22 protein-coding genes are annotated in these 24169 nt (G+C 72.0%); 11 read left to right on the forward strand and 11 right to left on the reverse strand.

What is annotated here, in order from left to right:
• Positions 1-33: 33 nt before the first annotated feature.
• Positions 34-2355 carry an FtsX-like permease family protein gene (locus ABH926_RS01095; protein ID WP_370363807.1) on the reverse strand — a complete coding sequence of 774 codons (2322 nt, stop codon included), beginning with the start codon at positions 2353-2355 and terminating at the stop codon, positions 34-36.
• A gap of 5 nt (positions 2356-2360) precedes the next feature.
• Positions 2361-3089, reverse strand: a complete 729-nt coding sequence (locus ABH926_RS01100; protein WP_370363316.1) for an ABC transporter ATP-binding protein — start codon at positions 3087-3089, stop codon at positions 2361-2363.
• A gap of 84 nt (positions 3090-3173) precedes the next feature.
• Between ABH926_RS01100 and ABH926_RS01105 the strand changes: the two genes are divergently transcribed.
• Positions 3174-4040, forward strand: a complete 867-nt coding sequence (locus ABH926_RS01105; protein ID WP_370363317.1) for a sensor histidine kinase — start codon at positions 3174-3176, stop codon at positions 4038-4040.
• A complete protein-coding gene (locus ABH926_RS01110; RefSeq protein WP_370363318.1) occupies positions 4037-4726 on the forward strand; it encodes a response regulator in 690 nt (229 codons plus the stop codon). Before ABH926_RS01105 ends, ABH926_RS01110 begins: the two co-directional genes overlap by 4 nt.
• A 48-nt stretch (positions 4727-4774) precedes the next feature.
• Here ABH926_RS01110 and ABH926_RS01115 read toward each other — a convergent pair whose 3' ends face one another.
• Positions 4775-5152, reverse strand: a complete 378-nt coding sequence (locus tag ABH926_RS01115; RefSeq protein ID WP_370363319.1) for an MGMT family protein — start codon at positions 5150-5152, stop codon at positions 4775-4777.
• A gap of 304 nt (positions 5153-5456) precedes the next feature.
• Here ABH926_RS01115 and ABH926_RS01120 point away from each other — a divergent pair, with 304 nt between their 5' ends.
• Entirely contained in the window at positions 5457-7865 is a 2409-nt protein-coding gene (locus ABH926_RS01120; RefSeq protein WP_370363320.1) for a lysylphosphatidylglycerol synthase domain-containing protein, read from the forward strand.
• A gap of 141 nt (positions 7866-8006) precedes the next feature.
• On the opposite strand, the gene ABH926_RS01125 is transcribed toward ABH926_RS01120, so the two are convergent.
• Together ABH926_RS01125 and moeZ are read right to left on the reverse strand one after the other, a co-directional pair.
• A complete protein-coding gene (locus ABH926_RS01125; protein WP_370363322.1) occupies positions 8007-8576 on the reverse strand; it encodes a hypothetical protein in 570 nt (189 codons plus the stop codon).
• A gap of 92 nt (positions 8577-8668) precedes the next feature.
• Positions 8669-9850: an adenylyltransferase/sulfurtransferase MoeZ gene (gene moeZ / locus ABH926_RS01130; RefSeq protein ID WP_370363323.1), complete on the reverse strand. Its 1182-nt coding sequence runs from the start codon at positions 9848-9850 to the stop codon at positions 8669-8671.
• 215 nt (positions 9851-10065) lie between these two features.
• On the opposite strand from moeZ, the gene ABH926_RS01135 reads away from it, so the two are divergent.
• From ABH926_RS01135 to ABH926_RS01145, 3 genes are all read left to right on the forward strand, one after another.
• A complete protein-coding gene (locus ABH926_RS01135; protein WP_370363324.1) occupies positions 10066-10716 on the forward strand; it encodes a TetR/AcrR family transcriptional regulator in 651 nt (216 codons plus the stop codon).
• An 88-nt stretch (positions 10717-10804) separates the two neighbouring features.
• A complete protein-coding gene (locus ABH926_RS01140; protein ID WP_370363325.1) occupies positions 10805-11029 on the forward strand; it encodes a DUF3107 domain-containing protein in 225 nt (74 codons plus the stop codon).
• A 37-nt stretch (positions 11030-11066) separates the two neighbouring features.
• The gene (locus tag ABH926_RS01145; protein WP_370363326.1) at positions 11067-11333 is read left to right on the forward strand and encodes a hypothetical protein; all 267 of its coding nucleotides are present in this window, start codon (positions 11067-11069) and stop codon (positions 11331-11333) included.
• A 48-nt stretch (positions 11334-11381) separates the two neighbouring features.
• Here ABH926_RS01145 and ABH926_RS01150 read toward each other — a convergent pair whose 3' ends face one another.
• Entirely contained in the window at positions 11382-12071 is a 690-nt protein-coding gene (locus ABH926_RS01150; protein ID WP_370363327.1) for a ferritin-like fold-containing protein, read from the reverse strand.
• 263 nt (positions 12072-12334) lie between these two features.
• Here ABH926_RS01150 and ABH926_RS01155 point away from each other — a divergent pair, with 263 nt between their 5' ends.
• The 3 genes from ABH926_RS01155 to ABH926_RS01165 all read left to right on the forward strand — a co-directional run bounded on the left by ABH926_RS01155 (position 12335) and on the right by ABH926_RS01165 (position 16480).
• Positions 12335-14803 carry a DEAD/DEAH box helicase gene (locus ABH926_RS01155; protein WP_370363328.1) on the forward strand — a complete coding sequence of 823 codons (2469 nt, stop codon included), beginning with the start codon at positions 12335-12337 and terminating at the stop codon, positions 14801-14803.
• Positions 14804-14947: 144 nt separating this feature from the next.
• Positions 14948-15520: a dihydrofolate reductase family protein gene (locus ABH926_RS01160; RefSeq protein WP_370363329.1), complete on the forward strand. Its 573-nt coding sequence runs from the start codon at positions 14948-14950 to the stop codon at positions 15518-15520.
• Between the two features lie 63 nt (positions 15521-15583).
• Positions 15584-16480, forward strand: a complete 897-nt coding sequence (locus ABH926_RS01165; protein WP_370363330.1) for an alpha/beta fold hydrolase — start codon at positions 15584-15586, stop codon at positions 16478-16480.
• 90 nt (positions 16481-16570) lie between these two features.
• On the opposite strand, the gene ABH926_RS01170 is transcribed toward ABH926_RS01165, so the two are convergent.
• Both ABH926_RS01170 and ABH926_RS01175 read right to left on the reverse strand, forming a co-directional pair.
• Positions 16571-17440, reverse strand: a complete 870-nt coding sequence (locus ABH926_RS01170; protein WP_370363331.1) for a PHP domain-containing protein — start codon at positions 17438-17440, stop codon at positions 16571-16573.
• A gap of 34 nt (positions 17441-17474) precedes the next feature.
• A complete protein-coding gene (locus tag ABH926_RS01175; protein ID WP_370363332.1) occupies positions 17475-18239 on the reverse strand; it encodes an SDR family oxidoreductase in 765 nt (254 codons plus the stop codon).
• A 63-nt stretch (positions 18240-18302) separates the two neighbouring features.
• Between ABH926_RS01175 and sigJ the strand changes: the two genes are divergently transcribed.
• Complete coding sequence (sigJ, locus tag ABH926_RS01180) at positions 18303-19253, forward strand: RNA polymerase sigma factor SigJ (RefSeq protein WP_370363333.1); 951 nt, start codon at positions 18303-18305, stop codon at positions 19251-19253.
• A gap of 120 nt (positions 19254-19373) precedes the next feature.
• The gene (locus ABH926_RS01185; protein WP_370363334.1) at positions 19374-20306 is read left to right on the forward strand and encodes an NAD-dependent epimerase/dehydratase family protein; all 933 of its coding nucleotides are present in this window, start codon (positions 19374-19376) and stop codon (positions 20304-20306) included.
• 138 nt (positions 20307-20444) lie between these two features.
• On the opposite strand, the gene ABH926_RS01190 is transcribed toward ABH926_RS01185, so the two are convergent.
• From ABH926_RS01190 to ABH926_RS01200, 3 genes are all read right to left on the reverse strand, one after another.
• A complete protein-coding gene (locus ABH926_RS01190; RefSeq protein ID WP_370363335.1) occupies positions 20445-21890 on the reverse strand; it encodes an aldehyde dehydrogenase family protein in 1446 nt (481 codons plus the stop codon).
• A gap of 74 nt (positions 21891-21964) precedes the next feature.
• Entirely contained in the window at positions 21965-22672 is a 708-nt protein-coding gene (locus tag ABH926_RS01195) for a VOC family protein (RefSeq protein WP_370363336.1), read from the reverse strand.
• A gap of 44 nt (positions 22673-22716) precedes the next feature.
• On the reverse strand, positions 22717-24168 hold the full coding sequence (locus ABH926_RS01200) for a PucR family transcriptional regulator (RefSeq protein WP_370363337.1): 1452 nt from the start codon (positions 24166-24168) through the stop codon (positions 22717-22719).
• Position 24169 lies beyond the last annotated feature (1 nt).

Below are 24169 nucleotides of genomic sequence, written 5' to 3' on the forward strand. Positions count from 1 at the left end.
CCACCGACCGCGCACTGTCGACCGCGCACTGTCCTATTCGCTGCGCAACACCTCAGCGATCGACGACCGCGCCGCGGACCGCGCCGGCACCAGCGCCCCGAGCACCGCGATCCCGACCCCGGCCAGGAACATCCAGGCCAGCAGCGGCAGGCTGTAGACGTGGATCATGCTCGGGGCGAGGTCGACGCCCTGCGCGTGCTCCATCATCGGGACGATCAGCGCGTGCAGGCCGTAGCCCAGCGGCAGCCCGACGATCCCGCCGAGCAGCCCGAGCAGCCCCATCGAGGTCACGATCATCGCCACCACCTGGCGCGGGGTCATGCCCACCGACTTCAGCATGCCCAGATCGCGGCGGCGTTCGCGGGTGTTGAGCAGGACGGTGTTGAACACCCCCAGGGCGGCGACCAGGCTGAGGATCACGGTCATGACGGTCACGAAGGCGTAGAACGAGGTGTTCGGGTTCCCGTAGTCGCGGATGGTGACGTCCCAGCTCGGGTCAAGGGCCCGCAGCTTCGCGGCGAGGGCCTGCCGGTCGGCCCCGGCCGCGGCGTGCACCTCGAATCCGTCGGCCTGACTGCCCGGCGACAGCTGCTGCAAGGTGCTCCAGTCGGCGTAGAACATGCTGTCCCCGCCGGTGATGCCCTCGCCGACGATCACGGCGCGTGCGGTGCGGCCGTTCAGCTCCACGGTCAGGGTCTGGCCGAGGGCCAGGTGGTGCCGGTTCAGGAAGCGTGCCGGAGCCACGATCTGGTTCGGGCCGTCCAGCCAGTGGCCCTCGACCATGGTCCAGCCCATCTTCGCCGAGTCGCCGCCGAAGAACTGGGCGTTGACCGCGGAGGTCATACCGGCCACGCCGACCATGTCGCCGGCCTGTCCCGCCACTGCGTCCACCCCGGGGACCGCGCGCATCGCCTTCTCCATCGCCGCCGCGTCCAGGTTCACCTGCTTCGCCGGGGCGTGCCCGACGTCGAAGGCCACGGCGCCGACGCGGTCCGAGGCCGCACTGGCGTCGGACAGAGTGCGGGCCAGGCCGTTGGCGAAGACCACGGTCGTCACCCCGAGCAACACCGCCGCGAAGGTCAGGGCGCTGCGGGCGGGCCGGGCGAACGGCAGCCCCAGCCCCATGCTCACCGAGCGCGGCAGCCGGGAGCCGGCCAGCTTGCGCTGCACCTTCAGACCCCGACCGCGCCTGGGTGCCGAGCCCGCCGAGATCGCGGCGATCGCCGACATCCCCGCCGCGCGCCGGGCCGGGACGTAGGCTGTCAGCGCCACCAGCAGCGGAACCCCCACCAGGCAGCCCGCGATGGTCAGGAGACCGACCTGGGGCTGCCCGCCGAGCGAGCTGAACGCCGCGGCCAGCAACGGCTGCGCGGCCACGGCCCCGAGCGGGACCCCGATCACCGTGCCGGCGATCGCCGGCACCGCCATGGTGGCCACGTACACGCTCACCACCTGGCGCGGGGTGAAGCCGATGGTCTTGTAGACCCCGATGTCCTTGTACCCGGAGACCACCGCGCCGCTGACGACGTTGAGCACGATCAGCACCGCCACGGACACCGCCAGCACACCGAACGCGATCAGGATCGGCAGCAGGCTGTCCAGCTTGGCCAGCATGTCGGCGCGGGTGGTGCGCCAGGACTGGAAGCCGCTGAGGGCGTCGGCCGGCAGGGTCGCGGTCACGCTCGCCACGTCCGCCTTGACCTGGGCGTCGCTCCCGGCGTCCGCGAACCGGTAGAGCATCTCCAGGTGGTCCGGGTGCAGCGCGGCGATCCCGCTCGGCGCCACCCACGCGTCCGCGGTCTGCGAGACCGAGTACGCGTAGCCGACGATGGTGAAGGCCGGCAGACCGGGCCCGGTGATGGTGGTGGGGGCCTGTCCGGGCGGGCCGGGCAGGGGCTCGCCCACCGGCATGTTCAGCACGATCTCGCCCGGCGCGCTGGGCCAGCGGCCCCGCCACAGGTTGACGCGGTCCACGTCGCCCGCGCCCGGCTGCGGCCGCCCGACCACGGTCATGTGGGCGGAGTCGCCCTGGTTCCCCGGCATCTGCATGCTGACGCTCGCGGCTTGGAAGGGCCCGGCGGCGCCGGTGACTCCCCGGGCGCGCGCGGTCGCGGCCAGCTGCTGCTCAGAGGTCTTGGACGCGTCGAAGGAGGCGACGGCATGCGCGCCGTTCTGCTGCCCGAAGGCCTGCTCGAACGGCCCGGTCGAGGCCTGGACCAGCCCCAGCCCCAGCACCGCGCTCATCGCGGACAGGGCGACGACCAGCCCGATGACGAAGGTCTGCACCTTGCGGCGCTTCACGGCGGCGCGCGAGGCGCGCCAGACGGGTCCCTTGGTGATCCCGGTGCTCTTCATGGCGCTCACGCGGTCCTCTCCACGGCGCGCTCGGCGACGATCCGGCCGTCGGCGACCTCGACCAGGCGGCTGGCGCAGCGGGCGGCCAGGCGCGGGTCGTGGGTGACCATCAGCAGGGTCTGCCCGAGCTGGTTCAGGTCGATCAGCAGGTCCATCACCTGCTCGCCGGACCGGCTGTCCAGCGCGCCGGTCGGCTCGTCGGCCAGCAGCAGCGCCGGCCGGTTCATCAGGGCCCGGGCCACCGCGACGCGCTGGCGCTCGCCGCCGGACAGCTGCTGCGGGTAGGTGTTCTTGCGGTCGGCGATGCCCAGCTCACCGAGCAGCTCCAGGGCCCGGCGCCGGGCCTGGCCGGCCGGGACGCCGGTGAGCTGCGCGGCCAGCGCCACGTTGTCCAGCGCCGGCAGGTCGTCGATGAGGTTGAAGAACTGGAAGATCATCCCGATCCGGCGGCGGCGGAACAGCGCCAGGCCGGTCTCGTTCAGCGCGCCGAGGTCCTCGCCGTGCACGACGACCTGCCCGGAGCTGGGCCGGTCCAGACCGGCCACCAGGTTCAGCAGCGTGGACTTGCCGCAGCCGGACGGGCCCATCACGGCGACGGCCTCGCCCTGGCGGATGTGCAGGGTCACGCCGTCGAGGGCGGCGGTGTCCCCGAAGTCCTTGCGGACGTTGTCGAGGCGGACGATCGGTCCGGTGGACTCTGCGGGCCCGGCGGACTCGGCGGCGGTAGCGGTCATGTGATCAACGTAAGGTTGGGCGGCACCACGGCGGATCGGTCCGTGGTGGTAATCGTCGGGACCTCTCATCCTGGGGATGTAGACATGACGTGGGTGCTGGTGGGGGCGCTGCTCGCGGCGTGTGCCGCCGCGGGACGGCTCGCAGTGCTGCTGCGCAGGGAACGCGGGAGGCACACCCGGGCCATCGAGGAGCGCGGCTGGCTGCTGGAGCGGGAACGGGAGAGTGCCGCGCAGCAGGCCGTGGACGAGGAACGGTCGCGGATCGCCCGCGAGCTGCACGACATCGTCAGCCACAACGTGAGCATGATGCTGATCCAGGCCGGGGCCGCGCGGCAGGTGCTGACCGCCGCCCCGGCGGCCCGGGCCGAGCCCGCCGAGGGCTCGGGCGCGTCGGCCGTGGCCGAGGACGCGCTGCTGGCGGTGGAGAACGCGGGCCGCGAGACCATGACCGAGCTGCGGCACCTGCTCGGCGTGCTGGCCCCGGCCCAGGACGGCCGCGACGTCGACGACCCGGACCTGACCCCGCAGCCGACGATGGCCCGGCTCTCAGCGCTCGTGGACAAGATCGCGTTCGCCGGGCTCCCGGTGGACGTCCGGATCTCCGGCGAGCCGCGCCCGCTGCCCGGCGGCATCGACGCGACCGGCTACCGGGTCGTGCAGGAGGCGCTGACCAACGCGCTCAAATACGGCGGCAAGAGCGCCGAGCTGACAGTGCGCTACGACGACCGCTATCTGCGGATCGAGGTGCTGACCGCGGGCAGCGGCTCCATGGAGGCCATCGGCGCCGACACCGCCGCCCCCGACGCGCCGCCCCAGGCGAAGATCGGCACCGGCCGCGGGCTGCTGGGCCTGAAAGAGCGGGTCGCCGTCTACGGCGGCGACCTGGACGCCCGCCGCCGCCTCGGGGGCGGCTTCCGAGTCCGCGCGAAGATACCTTTGGACGCACCATGAACCCCCGAGTCCTGATAGCCGACGACCAAGCCCTGGTCCGCACCGGTTTCCGCCTGATCCTGACCGCGAACGGCATCGAAGTCGCCGGCGAGGCCTGCGACGGGCTGGAAGCTGTGGCGGCCGCCGCCGAGCTGAAGCCCGACGTGGTCCTGATGGACATCCGCATGCCGAACCTGGACGGTCTGGAGGCGGCGCGCCGGATCCTGGCCGCCGACCCGGCGATCCGGATCCTCATGCTCACCACGTTCGACCTGGACAAGTACGTCTACGAGGCGCTGGCCGCCGGCGCGTCCGGCTTCCTGCTGAAGGACGTCACGCCCGAGCACCTGGTGGCCAGCGTGCGCCTGGTGGACACCGGGGACGCGCTGCTGGCGCCGTCGATCACGCGGCGGCTGGTCGAGAAGTTCGCGGCCCCGGCCGCCGATCCCGCGGACGGCGCGGCCGGCGGCCGCGCCCCGGCGGTGCACCGCGACCTGGCCGCGCTGACCCCGCGCGAGCGGGAGATCCTGGCCCTGATGGGCCGCGGGCTGTCCAACACCGAACTCGCCGCCCGGCTGGTGCTGTCGGAGGCCACGGTGAAGACCCACGTCGCGCACATCTTCACCAAACTGTCACTCCGCGACCGGGCGCAGGCGGTGGTGATCGCGTACGAGACCGGTCTGGTCGCGCCCGGGGACGAGGTGTGAGGCGGCCCGCACTCGCCGTCTTCTCTCCCTCTTAATAAGGGAAGTCCCCTATTCCCCTACGAAGTCGCTCGGCACTTCGTCCATGGCTCCGCCGCCCGGGGTGCCGTCGTCCCCGGGCCACCAGCGGGCCCGGGCCATGTCGACGCGGGCGCCGTCCGGCTTCAGCGGGGTGCCCTCCTCGCGGTAGTTGGTTAGCGCTTCGCGCTCGTGCCCGGGCAGGAAACCGCCGTCGCTGCGCACCACCCGCCACCACGGGGAGCCGCCGCCGTACTTGGCCATCGCGGTGCCGACCTGGCGCGGACCGCCCTCCCCGAGCCATTCGGCGACCTCGCCGTAGGCCATCACCCGGCCCGGCGGGATCCGGTCCACCACGTCGAACACCCGCTCCACGTACGGAGGCAGTTCGGGTGGTTTGGTCACGTCCATCACTCCTGTCGAGGTAATCCGCCGCGCAGCCGGGAACCCCCTCGTGGGACGATCAACGGCAGTCGCCGCACTCGCGGGGCGCCAGGGACTATCGTCCTTGTGTCCGGCACAGTGCAACACGGCAACAAGAGCAGAAGACAGGTGGACAGTGGCAGGGGAGCCCGGCACCGCCTCGCCGGCCCGACCAGGTCCGGTCGAGGCCGCCATGCCTGCCGTCGGCCTGCCCTCCGCCGGGCCCGGGGAGACCGGTACGCCCTTTATCCCCGGAACCGACGATAACTCAGGCCCGAATGGCGCGCGGGCTGTGCGGACCACCGTTCGGCCACCCGCGCCGGTCATCGACGAGCCGCCGGAGCCGCGTCGCATACGACGGCCGGCGGACCTGCTCCGCGCGATGGCCAGCTTCGTCTTCATGCTCCTGTTCTTCGTCATAGGGATGGTCGCCGGCGGCACCACCCGGGGCGCGGAGTCGGACATCTCCAAGCTGTCCGCCGAACAGAAACTCCCGCTGGGCCTTGTCCTTGCGGTGACCTCGGCGCTGCTCGCGGTGGTCCCCATCGTGCTGGCCATCGACCGGCTCTACCGGCGCGACTCACGGCGCGTGGTGGACTCGGTGCTGGCCGCCGCGATGGCGTACCTGGCCGCGGTCGGGCTGAACGCCATCGTCGCCTCGCCGCACACCCCGAAGACCATCCGGGACGCGCTCACGCTGCCGACCAACGCCGCCGGCGACACGGCGGCGTTCCACATCTACCTGACGACCGTCGTGGCGTATCTGACGATCATCGGGTTCTCCAACAGACACAACTTCCAGACCGCGACCTGGATCGCGCTGATCGCCTACGGCGTGGTGACCCTGATCCAGGGCGACGCGACGATCATCAGCCTGGCCGAGACCGTGCTGCTGGGCCGGCTGGTGGCCTTCGGCTGGCGCTGGGCCCGCGGCGTGATCAACGACCGGCCCACCGGCGAGGCGGTCCATCAAGCGCTGTCCGACGCCCGGCTGGACCCGCTGTCGTGCCGCCGGGTGCCGGACACCGAGGACGTGCGGCGCTACGTGGTGGCCACCGAGGGGCACGGCGACGTCGACGCCATCGTGCTGGACCGGGACCAGCAGGCCGCGGGCCTGGTGTACCGGCTCTACCGCCGAGTCCGGCTGCGCGGCCCCGCGCAGCGCCGCAACCTGCTGAGCCTGCGCCGGATGCTGGAGCAGGAGGCGCTGATGTCGTACGCGGTCACCGCCGCCGACATCCGCACCCCCCGGCTGCTGGCCGTGCGCGACCTGGGACCGGACACCGGCATGCTGGCCTACGAGCTGGTCCCGGGGCGCACCCTGGAGCAGCTGGAGCCCGACGAGCTCACCGACGACCTGCTCAGCCAGCTCTGGTCGACGCTCGCCGAGCTCCACGAGCACCAGTTGGCGCACCGCCGGCTGTCCTCCCACGCGTTCGTGATCGACGACGACGGCCGGCCCTGGCTGACCGACCTGCGCCTGGGCGAGGTCGCGGCGGGCACGCTGTCCCGCCGCCTGGACACCGCCGAGATGCTGACCGTCACCAGCCTGTACTTCGGCCACGAGCGCAGCGTCGCGGCCGGCGTGACGAGGCTGGGCGAGGACGACATCGCCGCGGCGCTGCCGATGCTCCAGCCGGTGATCCTGACCCGCAACACCCGCGCGGCGCTGAAGAAGTCGAAGGGCCTGCTGACCAACATCCAGGAAGCGGTCCAGGCCCTGCACCCCTCGGTGGAACCCGAGCCGGTGAAGCTGGAGCGGTTCGGCCCCCGCGCACTGTTCTCCGCGGTCGGCCTGTCCCTCGCGGCGTACCTGCTGCTGGCCTCGAACTACTCCTGGTCTGGCCTCACCGCGGTGAACTGGTGGTGGACCGCCGCGGTGGCCCTGGCCTCGGCGGGCACGTACGTGGCGGCGGCGATGGCCCTGGACGGCTTCGTCCCCGAGAAGCTGAGCTGGGGCCGCACAATCTTGTCGCAGGTGGCGGCCTCCTTCGTGACCCTGGTAGCCCCGGCCGCGGTCGGCGGCGTCGCGGTGAACACCCGCTACCTGCAGCGCACCGGCCTGCCGACCCGCGCGGCCGTGACAGCGGTCGGCGCCCAGCAGATCACGGGCCTGATCCAGCACCTGCTGCTGATCCTGATCTTCGGCGTCATCGCCGGCAGCTCCGGCGACAACAGCGGCGGCGGCTCCCACGCCTCCAGCGCCACCCTGATCGCCATCATCCTGGCCCTGGCCCTGCTGGTCCTGCTGATCGCGACCATCCCCCAGCTCCGCCGCTTCGCGGTGAACCGCCTGCGCCCCCTGGTCGCCGGCATCCTGCCCCGCCTGATGGACGTGGCCCAGAACCCCCTCAAGCTCGCGACGGGCCTCGGCGGCACCGTGGTCCTGTCCCTGCTGTACATCTTCGCCCTCTGGGCCTCCATCCAGGCCGCCGCCACCGACGGCCGAGCCGCGAAGATCAACTTCGCGGTGGTCGCCATCGTCTTCCTGACAGCACAGGCCGCGGGCTCGATAGTCCCCACCCCCGGCGGCGTCGGCGGCGTCGAGGGCGCGCTGATCGGCACGCTGACCACGTTCGGGCGCCTGGACACCGGACTGGCGACGACGGCGGTGCTGCTGTTCCGGCTGATGACGTTCTGGCTGCCGGTGCTGCCCGGGTGGATCGCTTACAACTACATGACGCGGCGCGGGGAGTTGTAGGTCGCCCGATCGTGGGATTCGGGTTGAGCGACGGGGACGGATCCGGGCATACTGGTGGGCAGTAGGACGCCGCATCTACGGAAGGTGCGGAAGTGAAGCCGGGAGCGACCGATGGAATCGGGTGCCCGGCTTCGCGCTTTTTCAGAGGTCGACATCGACGACCTGTGTGATCGCTTCCAGATGGCACCAGCTCGCGCCGTCGCCGTTCAACCACCAGGCCACCGCGCCAGCCACACAGTCGGGCGCCCATAACGCGGGCTCGGCTTCTGAATCCTGAAAGTCCATCCGCACACCCGCCTCCGGCCGACCGGCTCGCCGCCAAGCCTGTAAGACCTTGAGATCGTTATTGTCCTGCTCCCGCCGCGAATCGAGAATGACTCTCGCCACAGCGTGATCGTCGAGCGCCGCGAGCAGGCTCGCCAGGCAAAGCCGGCGCGCTCGCTCGCTGGCGACAGCGATTTCATGCAGGCACACCGCGACCACCGGTCGAATCGGCAGGGAGGCAATGGCCGCAGCCAGTTCCGGCTGCCGATCCGGCCGCTCATAGCGCCAGTGGATGCTCTTCGCTTTTCCCCTCCTCAGCGACTTCAGCGCGTCGCGGACATCATCGAGATCGCGGTCGTCCACCAGCACCGCGGCAAGCACATAGAAGCAAATGCCCTCGCCTCGTCGGCGACGCATGCTCTCATCCACATAAGCGGTCAGCACCACGCCGATCAGCGTATTGACCCACAAACACGTCGACCGCTGCCCCAAGCATGAGGCAGCGGCCGACTTCACTCAAAATAGCGAAACAGCGAAAATCAGTAGCTCGGCTTCTCCGGCTCGATCTGGTTCACCCAGGCCAGCACGCCGCCGCCGACGTGCACCGCGTCCTTGTACCCCGCCGCGTGTACGACGGCCAGTGCCTCGGCGGAGCGCACGCCGCTCTTGCAGTGCAGCACGATGCGCTTCGTCGGGTCGAGCTTCTCCAGGGCGGTGCCCATCAGGAACTCGCCCTTGGGGATCAGGGTGGCGCCGGGGATGTTGACGATCTCGTACTCGTTCGGCTCGCGGACGTCGATCAGCTGGATCTTCTCGTCGCCGTCCAGCCACTCCTTGAGCTGCGTGACGGTGATGGTCGAGTCCTTCGCCGCGTCGGCCGCCTCCTCGGAGATGGCGCCGCAGAAGGCCTCGTAGTCGATCAGCTCGGTGACGGTCGGGTGCTCGCCGCAGACCGCGCAGTCGGGGTCCTTGCGGACCTTCACCTGGCGGTAGGTCATCTCCAGGGCGTCGTAGATCATCAGCCGGCCGACCAGCGGCTCGCCGATGCCGGCCAGCAGCTTGATGGCCTCGTTGACCTGGATGGAGCCGATGGAGGCGCACAGCACGCCCAGGACGCCGCCCTCGGCGCACGACGGGACCATGCCCGGCGGCGGGGGCTCGGGGTACAGGCAGCGGTAGCAGGGCCCGTACTCCGACCAGAAGACCGAGGCCTGGCCGTCGAAGCGGTAGATCGAGCCCCAGACGTAGGGCTTGTTCAGCAGCACGCAGGCGTCGTTGACCAGGTAGCGGGTCGCGAAGTTGTCCGTGCCGTCGACGATCAGGTCGTACTGCGCGAACAGCTCCATCACGTTCGTGGAGTCCAGCCGCTCCTCGTGCAGGTTGACCTGCACCAGCGGGTTGATCTCCTTGATGGAGTCGCGCGCCGACTCGGCCTTGGAGCGGCCGATGTCGCTCTGGCCGTGGATGACCTGGCGCTGCAGGTTGGACTCGTCGACCACGTCGAACTCGACGATGCCCAGCGTGCCCACGCCGGCCGCGGCCAGGTACAGCAGCGTCGGGGAGCCCAGGCCCCCGGCGCCGACGCACAGCACCTTGGCGTTCTTCAGGCGCTTCTGGCCGTCCATGCCCACGTCGGGGATGATCAGGTGGCGCGAGTAGCGGCGCACCTCTTCCACGCTCAGGTCCGCGGCCGGCTCGACCAGCGGGGGTAGGTTGCTCACAACAGCTCCCAGAGAAGTCTTCGAGGCGCCGGTAATCCGCGGCATTCAACGACAACCGTCGCACGCCCCGCCCGATTCCCGGACCCCTCGTCCATTTGCCGAGATCGGTACCAGCATCGGCCGCGACCGGGCGCATATCAAGATCAACAGCTGTTCCGACAGGTTCGGCGGCCGTTCCGGGTGGAAACAACCTACTCGCGCGTAGACTGCTGACCATGACCACAACCGACGCCGCCTACGCGGACAGCGCCACGTCCCGGCAACGGTCCGCCAGGCTGCCTCGGAGCGCCCGCCGCAACCAGCTGCTCGGCGCCGCCGAAGAGGTGTTCGTCGCGCAGGGCTACCACGCCGCCGCGATGGACGACATCGCCGAGCGCGCCGGCGTCAGCAAGCCGGTGCTCTACCAGCACTTCCCGGGCAAGCTGGAGCTCTACCTGGCGCTGCTGGACAAGCACTGCGACGCGCTGGTCGCGCAGGTGCGCGGGGCCCTGGCCTCCACCAGCGACAACAAGCTGCGGGTCGCGGCCACCATCGGTGCCTACTTCGACTACGTCGAGCACGAGAGCGGCGCCTTCCGCCTGGTCTTCGAGTCCGACCTGAACAACGAGGCGGCGGTCCGCGAGCGCACCCAGCGCGTCACCCAGGAGTGCGCCGAGGCGATCCGCGACGTCATCGCCACCGACACCGGCCTGTCCGACGAGGAGTCGATGCTGCTGGCCGTCGGCCTGACCGGGATCGCGCACGTCACGGCCCGGTACTGGCTGTCCTCCGGCGGCGGCCAGATCCCCCGCGACGCCGCGGCGCGGATCGTGTCGCAACTGGCATGGCGCGGCATCGGGAACTTCCCGCGCAAGGATTCTGTCTAGATAGCTGGCAGGCTTGGAGCGTCGGCGAAACCCTCGCCGGCCGTCAGGCATGCGCACCTGTTGCACCCGAGCACCTAAGGAAGCCTTCGTGGAAATCAAGATCGGCATCCAGCACTCAGCCCGCGAGCTGAGCCTGGAGTCCAACCAGACCTCCGAAGAGGTCGAGGCGGCCGTCGCCGCCGCGCTCAAGGACGACGGCGTGCTGACCCTCACCGACGACAAGGACCGCAAGGTCCTGGTGCCGGGGAGCAAGATCGCCTACGTCGAGCTCGGCGAGCCGACCGGCCGCCGCGTCGGCTTCGGGACGATCTGACCCGATTCGGGTGATCCAGGTGGGGTAAAAGGGGCGTATGTCCTTTTTCACACTGCTGTGGCTGGCGGCCCTGGGGCTGGGCATCGGCGCCCTGGGCCGCGCCGTCGTCAAGGACGGCACCCCGATGGCCACGTGGATGACCGCGATCGTCGGCGTGGTCGGGGCCGTCGGCGGCGGCTCCATCATCCACACGATCCTCGGCAACGGGCACACCGTCGTGGCCACCCTGCTCGGCGCGGCGCTGGCCGCGCTGCTGGTCCTGGCCATCACCAGCTGGCAGCGGACCCGGGGCGAAGGGTCCTGAGCGACGACATCCGCCCCAGGGACACGCCGCTCCCCCGAGCGGCGTTTTTTACGCGCTCAGGCCCAGCGTCGCCATCCGGGCCCCGTGCGCCTCGGTCAGCCGCGTCAGCATCTTCCCGACCTCGGCCAGGTCCACCGTGTTCTCGCAGTCCGGTGCCGTCAGCACCCCCGCGAGCAGCGCTGCGAGCGCCGCGCGCCGGGCCGCGATGTGCTGCGCCTGGGTCAGCGCCTCGCCCATGATGCGCCGGCCCCACAGCGCCAGCCGCCCGGCGATCTTCGGATCCCGCTCGATCGCGGCGCGCACGTGTTCCACGACGAACGCGCTGTGCCCCAGGTCCTCCAGCACGCCCTCGACCACGGCCCGCGAGTCCGGGTCCAGGTACCGCGCCGCCTCGCGATAGAAGTCCGCGGTCAGCGTGTCGCCGATGTAGGCCTTGACCAGCGACTCCAGCCAGCCCGAGGGCTTGGTGTGCTCGTGGAAGGCGTCGACCGGCCCGGCGAACGGCTCCATCGCCTCGGTGGGATCGGCGCCGAGCTCGGTCAGCCGGTCCCGGACCCGCCGGAAGTGGCCGAACTCCGCCGCCGCCATGCCGGCGACCTGTGCTTTGCCGTCGAGCGTCGGGGCCAGCGAGGAGTCGGCGGCGAGCCGCTCGAACGCCGTGAGCTCTCCGTAAGCGACCAAACCCAGAAAGTCAGTGACAGCGATCTCATACGACATGGCGGTCGCCGAAGAAGTCATAGGGGCAGTTTATTCAGGTCTTTTCCGTCGGGTACACTGTCCGTGACTAGCAGGATGCCCGGTCGGTGGCCCGATCGGCTCCGACCCACTGCGGCAAACCGGATCCACAGCGGATCCCCACAAAGCCGCGAGGTCGCTCGCTCCTCCGGAAGACTTCATCACCGGGGTCGACGCGAGCACGTACGCAAGCAGCACACCTAGCACCGTGCTGGCCCCTCGCGCAGTGCCGCTCAACAGAAGAGGCATAAATCATCAGCGCTGTCATGAACGACACCGAAGACGGCACCGGCACCGCCGGCGCCACCCCCGAGGCCCCCGAGGCCCCCGAGGCCACCCCCGAGATCGTCGAGAAGACCTTCCGCGACCTGGGCGTCGACGAGCGGATCGCCGAGGCCCTGTCGGCCGGCGGGATCGTGACCCCGTTCCCGATCCAGGCCGCGACCATCCCCGTCGCGCTCACCGGCGCCGACGTGATCGGCCAGGCGAAGACCGGCACCGGCAAGACGCTGGCGTTCGGCATCCCGGTCCTGCAGCGGATGGTGCGCGAGCTCGCCGCCGCCGCCTCGGCCGCGGAGAACGCCGCCGCCGGGACGCTGGGCGAGGGTGCCGTCGCGTCCGAGGCCGCCGACGAGACCGTCACCGACGTCGACACCGACGCCGTCGACACCGCCGCCGCCGCTCCCGCCGCCGACGCACGCGGCGGCCGCCGCCCCCGCGGCCGCGGCCGCAAGCCCTCCGGCCCGGTGCCGGCCGGCACCCCGGGCCGTCCGCTCGGCCTGGTGGTCGTGCCGACCCGCGAGCTGGCCGTGCAGGTCACCGAGGACCTGGCGGCGGCCGGCAAGGTCATGGCCGCCCGCGTGCAGTCCGTGTACGGCGGACGCGCCTACGAGCCGCAGATCGCCGCGCTGTCGGCGGGCGTCGACGTGGTCGTCGGCACCCCGGGCCGGCTGCTGGACCTGGCCAAGCAGGGGCACCTGGACCTGTCCGGGGTGCGCATGCTGGTCCTGGACGAGGCCGACGAGATGCTGGACCTGGGCTTCCTGCCCGACGTCGAGCGCATCGTCACCCAGGTCCCGGACGACCGCCAGACCCTGCTGTTCTCGGCGACCATGCCGGGCCAGGTCATCGCGCTGGCGCGGCAGTACATGAGCCGCCCGACGCACATCCGCGCGGCCGACCCGCACGACACCGGCACCACCGTCGCCAACACCACCCAGCGGATCTACCGCGCGCACGCGCTGGACAAGACCGAGATGCTGGCCCGCATGCTGCAGGCCGAGGGCCGCGGCCTGACCATGGTGTTCTGCCGCACCAAGCGCACCGCCGCCAAGGTCGCCGAGGAGCTGGACTCCCGCGGCTTCGCCGCCGCGGCCGTGCACGGCGACCTCGGCCAGGGCGCCCGCGAGCAGGCGCTGCGCGCCTTCCGCAACGGCAAGGTCGACGTCCTGGTGGCCACCGACGTGGCGGCCCGCGGCATCGACGTCGAGGGCGTCACCCACGTGGTGAACTTCCAGTGCCCCGAGGACGACAAGACCTACCTGCACCGCATCGGCCGCACCGGCCGCGCGGGCGCGTCGGGCACCGCCGTGACCTTCGTGGACTGGGACGAGGTCCCCCGCTGGAACCTCATCAACAAGACCCTCGGCCTGGACTTCCACGAGCCGCGCGAGACCTACTCCACCTCGGAGTGGTTCTTCGCCGAGCTCGCCATCCCGGCCGACGCCAGGGGCCGGCTGCTGAAGTCCGAGCAGACCCGCGCCGGCCTGGCCGCCGAGGAGGTCGAGGACCTCGGCGAGACCGGCCGTGGCGCCGGCGTGCGCGCCCGCGCCACGGCGCGCACCGAGCAGCAGCGGCCCGCCCGCCCGAAGCGGGAGCGCGTGCGCACCCGCGGAGGCCGCCGGTCCGGCGACGAGCTGGTGGGCGCCGAGCAGGCGCTGGCGGTCTCCGACACGGCGGCCGAGGTGCTGGACGAGTCCGGCGCCGAGCGGCCGAAGCGCAGCCGGACCCGGACGCGCAGCCGCGGCGGGGCGAAGCTCGAGAACGCGGTGACGGAAGCCGTCGAGGCGGAGACCATCGCGGGCGACGAGGCCGAGAAGCCGGCGCGGACGCGAAACCGGAGCCGGTCCGACGCGGACGAGCCGGTCAGCATCGCCGCCGAGGCAGCCGAGGCCGACACCACGGCCGCATCGTCGAACACCGACGAGGCCGAGAAGCCGAAGCGCACCCGGACCCGGAGCCGGTCCACCGCGGCCGAGACGAGCAGCATCGCCGCCGAAGCCACCGAGACCGACACCGCGGCAGCCCCGGCGAGCAGCGACGAGGCCGAGAAGCCGAAGCGCACCCGGACCCGGAGCCGGTCCACCGCGGCCGAGACGAGCAGCATCGCCGCCGAAGCCACCGAGACCGACACCGCGGCAGCCCCGGCGAGCAGCGACGAGGCCGAGAAGCCGAAGCGCACCCGCTCGCGCAGCCGGAAGCCGGAGACCGTCGAGGCGAGCTTCGCCGCGCCGGAGCCGGCCGCCGCCGAGGTCGAGGCCGCCGAGGCCACCGAGACCGCCGAGCCGGCCGCCAAGCCCCGGACCCGCGGCCGCTCGAAGGCGGCCGAGGCCACGGTGCCGGCGCAGGCCACGGGGTCCGACTCGGCCAAGCCGAAGCGCACCCGCCGCGCCCTCGCCGACGCCGAGGGCCTGACCGCCACCGGCGTCGCCGTGACCGGCAACTACAACTCGTAGTCAGCTCAAGCCGACGGCCCGAGACCTCCCAGGAGGCTCGGGCCGTCGGCGTTTCCGCGGTCGGATGTCAAGAAGTCGGCAGCGGCACCGACCTCCGTATGAGAGCACCGGACACCGGTACATGCCAGCGAGGGAGAGTTCGCCATGAGCACAGTGGTCCTGGACGTGTCGATGTCCCTGGACGGCTTCACCGCCGGAGCCGACATCAGCGAGCACGCACCGCTGGGCGTCGGCGGCGAGCAGCTCCATGCCTGGATCTTCGACGACGCGCCGGAGCGCAAGGTGGACCACGACGTCATCGCGGCCTCGAACGCGGCCGTCGGGGCCGCCGTCGTCGGCCGGCGCACCTTCGACCTGGGGCTGCACTTCTGGGGCGGCACGCCGTGGCCCGGCACCCCGACCTTCGTGGTGACCCACGAGCAGCGGGCCGACCTGGTCGGCGACAACGGCGGGGCCTTCGCCTTCGACGGCGTGCAGGGCGCGGTCCGGCGGGCCAAGGAGGCCGCCGGCACCAAGGACGTCATGGTGCTCGGCGCGCACACCGCCGGGTCCCTGGTCGCCGCGGGCCTGCTCGACGAGGTACGCATCCATCTCGTCCCGGTCCTGCTCGGCGCGGGCACGCCGCTGTTCGCCGGCCAGATCGCCGCGCTCGTCCGCGTCGGCGAGCCGTTCGCGGGGACGGTGACGCACCTGCGCTACCGCGTCCTCAAGCCCTGACTTCCCGGCGGTATCCCGGACGCGATCAGCAACGCCCGATCCCGGTCAACTACCCTCATCCCCATGAGCACGCCGCCCTTCGTCGACCTGCCGCCCCACACCGTCGCGGTCCAGCTGCCGACCGCGGGCGGGCCGCTCGCCGCACTGCGCGCCACGCCGCCCGCCGGGGTGGCCCGGCGCGGGATCGCGGTGCTGGTTCCCGGCTACACCGGGTCGAAGGAGGACTTCGTCGCGGTGCTGGAGCCGCTGGCGCGGGCCGGGTACGACGTCGTGGCCCTGGACCAGCGAGGGCAGAACGAGTCGGCGGGGCCCGACGATCCGGGTGCTTACACGCTCGTGCAGCTCGCCGACGATCTGGCCGAGGTGGTCGACGACCTCACCGGCGACGGCGCCGGAACCGACGGCGGCAGCACCGACCAGCCCGTACACATCCTGGGCCACTCCTTCGGCGGCCTCGTGGCCCGCGAATACGCCCTGGCGCACCCGGCCCGCGTCCGCAGCCTCGCGCTCCTGGACTCCGGCCCCGACGCCATCCCGGGCCGTTCCGCCGAGCAGGCGAAGCTCCTGGTGGCCGCCGCCGGGTTCATGACCTCGGCCGAGATCTGGGCCGAGATGCAGAAGATGGCCGCGGCCGAGGGCGCGCCGCAGCACCCGGATCCGGCCGTCCGCGCGTTCCTGCAGCGGCGCTTCGAGAGCAACGACACCGGCATGCTCGTCGGCATGGGCACCGCGATCCTCGGGGCCGCCGACCGGACCGAGGAGCTCGCCGCCGCCGGTCTGCCGATCCTGGTCGCGGCCGGGGTCGGCGACGACGCCTGGCCGGTCGGACTGCAGAAGGAGACGGCCACGCGCCTGGGGACCGAGCTCGTCCTGATCGAGGACGCCGCGCACTCCCCCGCCGCCGAGAACCCCGCGGTCACCGCGCGGCTGCTCGCCGGTTTCTGGGCGCAGCACGACTGAGGCCGGATCAGACCGCCGAGCCGGAGCCGCTGGGCCCGAGTCGCTGAGCCGCGACCGCCAAGCCGGAACCGCCGAGCGGCGACCGCAGCGCTAGAACGGCTGAGTCCCGCTCGACCGCGCCACCAGCTCCTCGTAGACGGCCGGGTCCGTGGTCTCGTCGCCGAGCCGGATGTTCGGCTTGCGCGACCCGTGCCAGTCCGACGAGCCGGTGGTCAGCAGCCCCAGCTCCTTGGCCAGCGCCCGCACCTGGTCGCGCTCCTTGGGCCCGTGGTCGGGGTGGTTCATCTCGATGCCGTCCATCCCGGCCCCGGCGAACGCCGCGATGTCCGCCTCGGACACCACCGGGCCGCGCCGCCAGGCCATCGAGTGCGCCATCACCGTCACGCCGCCGGCCGCCTTGACCAGGGTGATCGCGCGGATCGGGTCCATGTCCAGCTTCTCCACCCGCGCGCGGCCGCCCTCGCCGAGCCAGTCCGGCGTGAACGCCGCGTCGACCGAGGGCACCACACCGGCCTCGACGAGCGCCGTGGCCACGTGGGGCCGGCCCACCACGCCGCCGTCGGCGATCACCTGCACGCGCTCCCAGGTGATCGGCGCGCCGAGCTCTCGCGCCTTCTCCACCATCGCCTCGGCGCGGTGGGTCCGGGACTCGCGGATCTCCGCCAGCGCGGCGGCCAGGTCCGGGTGTTCGGGGTCGAACATGTATCCGAGCATGTGCAGGCCGATGCCGTGGATCTTGCAGGAGATCTCCACCCCGGGCACCACGGTCTGGATGTTCGACCAGACCCCGGCGTCCCGCCCGTATTGCAGCGCCCGGCGCGCCTCGGACCAGCCGGCCGTGCCGTCGTGGTCGGTGATCGCCACCACGTTCAGGCCGGCCGCCTCGGCCATCGCGACCAGCTCGGCCGGCTCGAACGTTCCGTCGGAGGCGGTGGTGTGAGCGTGCAGATCGATGCGCATAGGCACACGCTATCGAGCCCGGCGCGGCCCCGCTCTACCGCGTGATCGTGCCGCCGTCCACGACCATCGACTCCCCGTTGACGAAGGACGCCTCGTCCGAACACAGCCACACCGCCGCCGCGGCGATCTGCTCGGGCTGCCCGACGAATCCGCCGGTGTTCTCGCGCGCCTGCATGTTCACGGCCGGCCGCTCCTCGGCGGACGTGCGGATCATCGGCGTGTCGACGACCCCGGGGCAGATCGCGTTGATCCGCAGCCCGGAGTTCCGGTACTCGCGCGCCGCGGTCTTCGTCAGCCCGAGCACGCCGTGCTTCGACGAGCAGTACGGCGACAGGTACGGCACCGCCACCAGCCCCGCGGCCGAGGCGATGCTCACGATCGTCCCGGCCTTGTTCGGCAGCATCGCGCGGATCTCGTGCTTCAACGACAGGAACACGCCGGTCAGATTCACGCCGAGCACCCGGTTCCAGTCCTCCAACGAGGTGTCCCCGATCTTCGCCCCGGTCCCGGCGACCCCGGCGCAGTTCACCGCCGCGTCGAGCCGGCCGTACTCGGCCAGCGTCGCGGCGACCGCCGCCTCGACCTCCGCCTCCACCGCCACGTCGGCGCGCACGAACAGCGCCGTGCCGCCGGCCTTGCGGATCAGCTCGACCGTCTCCGGCCCCGAATACTCCCCGGTGTCGGTCCGGTCCACCACCACGACCGCCGCCGCGCCGCGCACCGCGAACAGCTCCGCGGTCGCCCGGCCTATCCCGCTCCCACCGCCGGTCACCAACACGATCTTTCCCACAGCAGCCATGCGCGCAAGGTAGGCCACAGCGCGCCAAGCGTCCATGCTCATGCTGGTAATAGGCTGGCCGTCGTGGACCAGGACCTCCCCACGGGGGACGACACCAAAGCCGCCGAAGCCTTCAACGACCACCGGGGGCTGCTGACGTCCGTGGCCTACCGCGTGCTGGGCCGCTGGAGCGACGCCGAGGACGTGGTGCAGGACGCGTGGCTGCGCTGGAGCGCCGCCGACTACGCCTCTGTCGAGGACCCGAAGGCCTTCCTGGTCACAGTGACCACCCGGCTGGCCATCGACCAGCTGCGCAAGGCGCAGACCCGCAAGGAGTCCTATGTCGGGCCCTGGCTCCCGGAGCCGGTCCTGACCCGGGACGGCGCGGACACCGCCCCGGACGCCGCCGACCGCGTGGTCCTGGACGACACCGTCTCGCTGGCCATGCTGCTGGTGATGGAGACGCTGTCGCCGCTGGAGCGCGCCGTGTTCGTGCTGCGCGAGGCCTTCGACTACAGCTTCGCCGAGATCGCCGCGATGCTGGACCGCACCGAGGCCGCGGTGCGCCAGCTGCTGGTCCGGGCCCGCAACCACGTCCAGGAGAAGCGCCCGCGCTACCCGCTGGACGACGTCAAGCGGCAGAGCATCGCCGAGCGCTTCCTGGCGGCCTGCGTCGGCGGCGACGTCGCGCCGCTGCTGGCGATGCTGTCGCCGGAGGTGACGGTGATCGCCGACGGCGGCGGCGTGGTCAGTGCGGCGACCCGGCCGGTGGTCGGACTGGACCATGTCGCGAGGTTCCTGCTGGGCATCGTCAAGAAGTACGAGAAGTTCGTCGAAGACGGCATGGACATCCGCGTGGAGATCGCACCGATCGGGGTCAACGGCGACCCGGCGCTCATCGCCTACGCCGACGACAAGGTGCTCTACGTCTACGCGCTGGACCTGGACGAGGACGGCAGGATCCGGACGGTCTTCGCGATGGCCAACCCGGAGAAGCTGAGCGGGGTGCGCGCCCTGGAGGGCGAAGCGGGCTGACCTGGGGCTACACCGCGTGACGCAGGTCACACGGGCCCGTGTCACAGATCCGGGACCGGGCCCGTCCTTGCCATCGAGAACGGCGGAGAGAGCCGCCGAGCCGATTCCAAGGAGCTCACCATGCGTATCCTGCTCGCCGGTGCCAGCGGCGTCTTCGGCCGCGTCCTCACCCCGGCCCTGATCGATGCCGCCGCGGGCCACGAGGTGGTCGGCATCACCCGCACCCCCGACGGCGTCCGCGTGATCGAGGGCATGGGCGCCGGCGCCGTGGTCGCCGACGTCCTGGACCGCGACGGGCTGCTCGCCGCGGTCCGCGGCCACCGCTTCGACGCGGTCATCAGCCAGCTGACGGCCCTGAAGAAGCCGCCGATGCGCAACAAGGACATGGACCTCACCAACACCCTGCGCACGGCCGGCACCGAGAACCTGATGGCGGCGGCCAAGGCGACCGGGGCCCACCGCTTCCTCACCCAGTCGATGATCTTCGGCTACGGCTACGGCGACCTCGGCGCGGACCCGATCACCGAGGACGCCTTCTTCGGCCCCTCCCCGCGCAAGACGTTCGCCCGGCACGGCGACGCGATGCTCCGCAACGAGCAGATCGCCTTCTCAGAGCCCGGCATCGACGGCATCGCCCTGCGCTACGGCCTGTTCTACGGCGCCCAGGCGACCTACGCCTACGTGGACTTCCTGCAGGCCGGCAAGCTCCCGGTCGTCAAGGCCGGCACCAACTCCTTCATCCACCTCGCCGACGCGGCGAGCGCCACGGTGGCCGCCCTGGAGCACGGCAAGGGCGGCGAGGCGTACAACGTCGTGGACGACACCCCGACGCAGTTCGCGAACGTGGCACTGGAGGTGGCGAAAGCCTTCGAGACGAAGACCCCGCGCACCGTCCCGGCCTGGATGACCAAGCCGATGCCCTATCTGAACTGCTTCATCACCGGCCGCTGGGTGATCAGCAACGCCAAGGCCAAGGAGCAGCTGGGGTGGCAGCCGCAGTACCCGTCGTTCCACGAGGGGGTGAAGGCGGACGCCAAGGCCGCCGGGAAGTAGGCCGGCGCCCAGTCTTGCTCGAGCACAGACCTCGTGTCCGGCGTCGGAGGGGGACGCCGGAGCATGAAGTAGCCCCCTGATCCGGTGAGGGAGTCGGATCAGGGGGCCGAGCGTGCGCCGGTCTGCCTACCGGGATCGCTACAGGTCGATCCCGGTCAGCACCAGCACGCGCTCATATGTGTAGTCCTCCATGGCGTACTTGACGCCTTCGCGGCCCACGCCGGAGCCCTTCACCCCACCGTACGGCATCTGGTCCGCACGGAAGCTGGGGGCGTCGCCGATCACCACGCCGCCGACCTCCAGATCGCGGTGCATCCGGAAGGCGGTGTGCAGGTCGTTGGTGAAGACACCCGCCTGCAGGCCGAACTGCGAGTCGTTGACCAGGCGGACCGCCTCGTCCGCGCCGTCGAAGGCGCGCACCACCAGCACCGGGCCGAAGACCTCCTCGGTCACCACCTTGGCGTGGCTCGGGGCGCCGGCGATGACCGTGGGCTCGTAGCTGGCGCCGTCGCGGCCGCCGCCGGTGAGCAGGGTGGCGCCGGCGCCGACGGCCTCCTCGACCCAGGACTCGACGCGCTCGGCGGCGGCGGTGTTGATCATCGGGCCGACGTCGGTGGCGCCGTCGGCCGGGTCGCCGGTCTTCTGCGCCTCGACCGCCTTGACGACCTTCTCGACCAGCTTGTCGTAGACCGCGCGGTCGGCGAACACCCGCTGCACCGAGATGCAGGACTGCCCGGCCTGGTAGTTGGAGAACGCGGCGATCCGCTGCGCGGCCCAGTCCAGGTCCTTCTCCGAGGAGTAGTCGGCCATCACCACGGCCGCGGCGTTGCCGCCGAGCTCCAGCGTGACGTGCTTGTGCGGCACCTGCGCCTCGATCATCGCGCCGACCGGGCCGGAGCCGGTGAAGCTGACCACCGGCAGCCGCGGGTCGGCGGTGAGGGCGGCCATCCGGTCGTTCGGCACCGGCAGCACCGACCACGAGCCGGCCGGCAGGTCGGTCTCGGCCAGCAGCTCGCCGAGCAGCAGCGCGCTCAGCGGCGTGGCCGGCGCGGGCTTGAGCACGATCGGCGCGCCGACCGCGATCGCCGGCGCGACCTTGTGCGCCACCAGGTTCAGCGGGAAGTTGAACGGCGCGATCCCCAGCACCGGCCCGCGCGGGAAACGCCGCGTGATGGCGGTGCGCCCGGCGGCGTTGGGGTCGGTGTCCAGGCGCTGCAGCTCGCCGTTGAAGCGGCGCGCCTCCTCGGCGGCCCAGCGGAAGACCGAGACGGCGCGGCCGACCTCGGCCCTGGCCCACTTCAGGGGCTTGCCGTTCTCGGCGGTGATGAGTGCCGCGATCTCCTCGGCGCGCTCGGCGATGCGCCGGGAAACGTGGTCCAGCGCGGCCGCGCGGACGAAGGCGGGCTGGTCGGCGGTCTCCTTGGCGGACGCGACGGCCGCCGCCACGGCCTCCTCCACCTGCTCCTCGGTCGGCACCGAGACCGTCGCCACCAGGCGGCCGTCATACGGCGAACGCACCTCGTAGCTGTCGGTCCCCGCGACCTGCTTACCCGCGATCCAGAACGGCGTTGCCTGCTCAGTCATGGGATTCAGGGTAGGCGCGGCCGGGCGATCCCGCCGGTGTACGCGGTGGCCAGTCGGCGGGGGTGGCTGCTCCATCAGGGCCACAGGGTGAACTCGTTGCCGTCGGGATCGGTCATCTCCACCTCGCCGTGCGGACCTGGGCCGGAGGCGGTGCGGGCGGCTCCGAGCCAGACGAGCCGGTCGACTTCCGTCTGCTGATCGCCGTCGGCGACGAGGTCGAAGCGCAGCCGGTTCCGCCCGGTCTTCGCGGTGAAGGGCGGCCCACCCCAGGTGATCTTCGGGCCGCCGTGCGGCGACCGGATCGCGGTCTGCTGGTCCCGGTCCCACACCAGCGGCCAGTCCAGTGCCCGGCTCCAGAAGTACCCGACCTGCTGCGATCCGTCGCTCGCCAGCGCTCCGAGGAACCCGCACTCCGCCAGGAACTTGTTCCCCGCCGCGATCACGCAGAACTCGTTGCCCTCGGGATCGGCGAGCACCACGTGCGTGGCGTCCGGTCCCTGCCCGACGTCGTGATGCCGCCCGCCGAGCTCCAGCGCCCGCGCGACCGTCCGCTGCTGCGTCTCGGGGGACGCGCTCGTCAGGTCGAAGTGCATCTGGTTCTGCCGGACCTTCTCCACCTCGGAAGGCAGGAAGCGCAGCCGGAACCCCGTGTCGTCGTTCGGGATCAGCGCGACGCCGTCGCCATCACCGGCCTGTTCCCAGCCCAGGACGCCGCCCCAGAACCGGGCGAGCCCGAGCGGATCGTGTGCGTCGACGCAGAGAGCGACAAGCTGAGCGGCCATCCCCCGACCCAACCACTTCGCACGCTGCTGTGCGACTGCGTTTCCTACTGCTCCTCGCGCACCCTCAGCGCCAGCCACAGCTCCATCCGCGCGTCCGCCGAATCGGCGGCGGTCAGATCCTTGCCCAGCAGCTCGCCGGCGCGGGCGATCCGGGCCCGCACCGTGTGCCGGTGCACCCCCAGCTCCGCGGCCGCCGAGTCCCACTGGCCGTTGTGCGCCAGCCAGGCGCGCAGCGTCGGCACCAGCTCCGAGCGGTCCGCCTCGACCAGCGGCCGCAGCGCCGCGGCCGCGAAGTCCCGGACGCCCTGGTCCGCGAACAGCGCGGCGATTCCCGAGCCGGACTCGGCGTAGTACACGGCCGGCCGGCCGGTCTTGCGTGCCGTCGCCAGCGCCTCGCCGGCCTGCCGGTAGGCACGCCCGAAGTCCGCGTAGCCGATCGCGTCCGACACGCCGCCGGCGAAGCCCTCGAAGTCGGCCGGGGCGACCAGCACGCGCTCGCCGTCCTCTTCGAGCACGAACTCGCGGTCCGACACCGCCTCGTCGCGCACCGAGTCGCGGGCGATCCGCACCGGCTCCGGGGGCAGGGGGACGCGGAGCTCGCCCGCGGCCTCGTACGCCGCCTCGACGTGGCCGGCCAGCAGCAGCCGCACCACCGCGCGGCGCAGCGTCAGCTCGGCGACCGTCACGTCCTTGGTCGGCTGCTCGACGCCGAGGGTGAGCAGGGTGAGTGCGACAGCCAGGATCTGGCGGCCGGTGGTGTCCGGCCCGCTGGTGCGCTCCAGCAGCCCGACCGTCAGGAAGCCCCTGACGCGCTTGGCGACACCGAGCGCGTGCACCTCGACGTGCCCTGAGTCGGTGAGGATCGAGGAGCTGCTGGGCAGCGTCCGGCCGCGCAGCCGGGCCAGCTCCGGCGCCAGGTCCAGATGGGGCACCGGTCCCGCGCTGTGCAGGACCGAGCCGTCCGCCGCGGCCAGCACCGCCCACGCGCCGGGCCCGAGGCCCCGCACGAGCGAGCGCACCAGCGAGCGCTGCGGTTCATGGGCCAGCGCCGACTTCACCAGGTCCTGCTGGGTCCGGTACCCCTCGGTGATCGCGCGGTACTCCTCGGCCGCCAGCGCCTTGGACACCGACTTCGCGATCGCGATGAACGGCGTCGCCTTCGGGACCTCCAGCACTGGCAGGCCGTGCGCCGAGGCGGCGGCGGCGAAGCGCTCGGGCACCGCCGCGTTGTTCAGCCCGACGCCGAACCCCAGGCCCGCGACCCCGGCCCGCACCAGTCCCGACAGGAAGGCCTCCAGGTCGAAGCCCGGGTCGGCCAGGCGCAGCCCGGTGGTCAGCAGCAGCTCGCCGCCCTCCAGGAACGGCGCCGGGTCGTTCAGCTCCGTGGTGTGCACCCAGCGCACCTCGCGCGAGGTGTCCCCGGCCGGCCCCTCGGTGGTGAGCAGACGCAGGCCCAGAGGTCGGTCGGCGAGCAGGGAGGCGATCGTCGGGGGCACA

Source organism: Catenulispora sp. GP43, from assembly GCF_041260665.1.
In the GTDB taxonomy this organism is placed as follows: Bacteria; Actinomycetota; Actinomycetes; order Streptomycetales; family Catenulisporaceae; genus Catenulispora.

Coding starts and splice junctions, on each gene's coding strand:
- ABH926_RS01135 (WP_370363324.1), top strand. CDS start 10,066: ATGACCACAACCGACGCCGCCTACGCGGACAGCGCCACGTCCCGGCAA.
- ABH926_RS01195 (WP_370363336.1), bottom strand. CDS start 22,672: ATGGCCGCTCAGCTTGTCGCTCTCTGCGTCGACGCACACGATCCGCTC.
- ABH926_RS01145 (WP_370363326.1), top strand. CDS start 11,067: ATGTCCTTTTTCACACTGCTGTGGCTGGCGGCCCTGGGGCTGGGCATC.
- ABH926_RS01165 (WP_370363330.1), top strand. CDS start 15,584: ATGAGCACGCCGCCCTTCGTCGACCTGCCGCCCCACACCGTCGCGGTC.
- ABH926_RS01100 (WP_370363316.1), bottom strand. CDS start 3,089: ATGACCGCTACCGCCGCCGAGTCCGCCGGGCCCGCAGAGTCCACCGGA.
- ABH926_RS01185 (WP_370363334.1), top strand. CDS start 19,374: ATGCGTATCCTGCTCGCCGGTGCCAGCGGCGTCTTCGGCCGCGTCCTC.
- ABH926_RS01160 (WP_370363329.1), top strand. CDS start 14,948: ATGAGCACAGTGGTCCTGGACGTGTCGATGTCCCTGGACGGCTTCACC.
- ABH926_RS01155 (WP_370363328.1), top strand. CDS start 12,335: ATGAACGACACCGAAGACGGCACCGGCACCGCCGGCGCCACCCCCGAG.
- ABH926_RS01175 (WP_370363332.1), bottom strand. CDS start 18,239: ATGGCTGCTGTGGGAAAGATCGTGTTGGTGACCGGCGGTGGGAGCGGG.
- ABH926_RS01115 (WP_370363319.1), bottom strand. CDS start 5,152: ATGGACGTGACCAAACCACCCGAACTGCCTCCGTACGTGGAGCGGGTG.
- ABH926_RS01095 (WP_370363807.1), bottom strand. CDS start 2,355: ATGAAGAGCACCGGGATCACCAAGGGACCCGTCTGGCGCGCCTCGCGC.
- ABH926_RS01170 (WP_370363331.1), bottom strand. CDS start 17,440: ATGCGCATCGATCTGCACGCTCACACCACCGCCTCCGACGGAACGTTC.
- ABH926_RS01110 (WP_370363318.1), top strand. CDS start 4,037: ATGAACCCCCGAGTCCTGATAGCCGACGACCAAGCCCTGGTCCGCACC.
- ABH926_RS01150 (WP_370363327.1), bottom strand. CDS start 12,071: ATGACTTCTTCGGCGACCGCCATGTCGTATGAGATCGCTGTCACTGAC.
- ABH926_RS01105 (WP_370363317.1), top strand. CDS start 3,174: ATGACGTGGGTGCTGGTGGGGGCGCTGCTCGCGGCGTGTGCCGCCGCG.
- ABH926_RS01190 (WP_370363335.1), bottom strand. CDS start 21,890: ATGACTGAGCAGGCAACGCCGTTCTGGATCGCGGGTAAGCAGGTCGCG.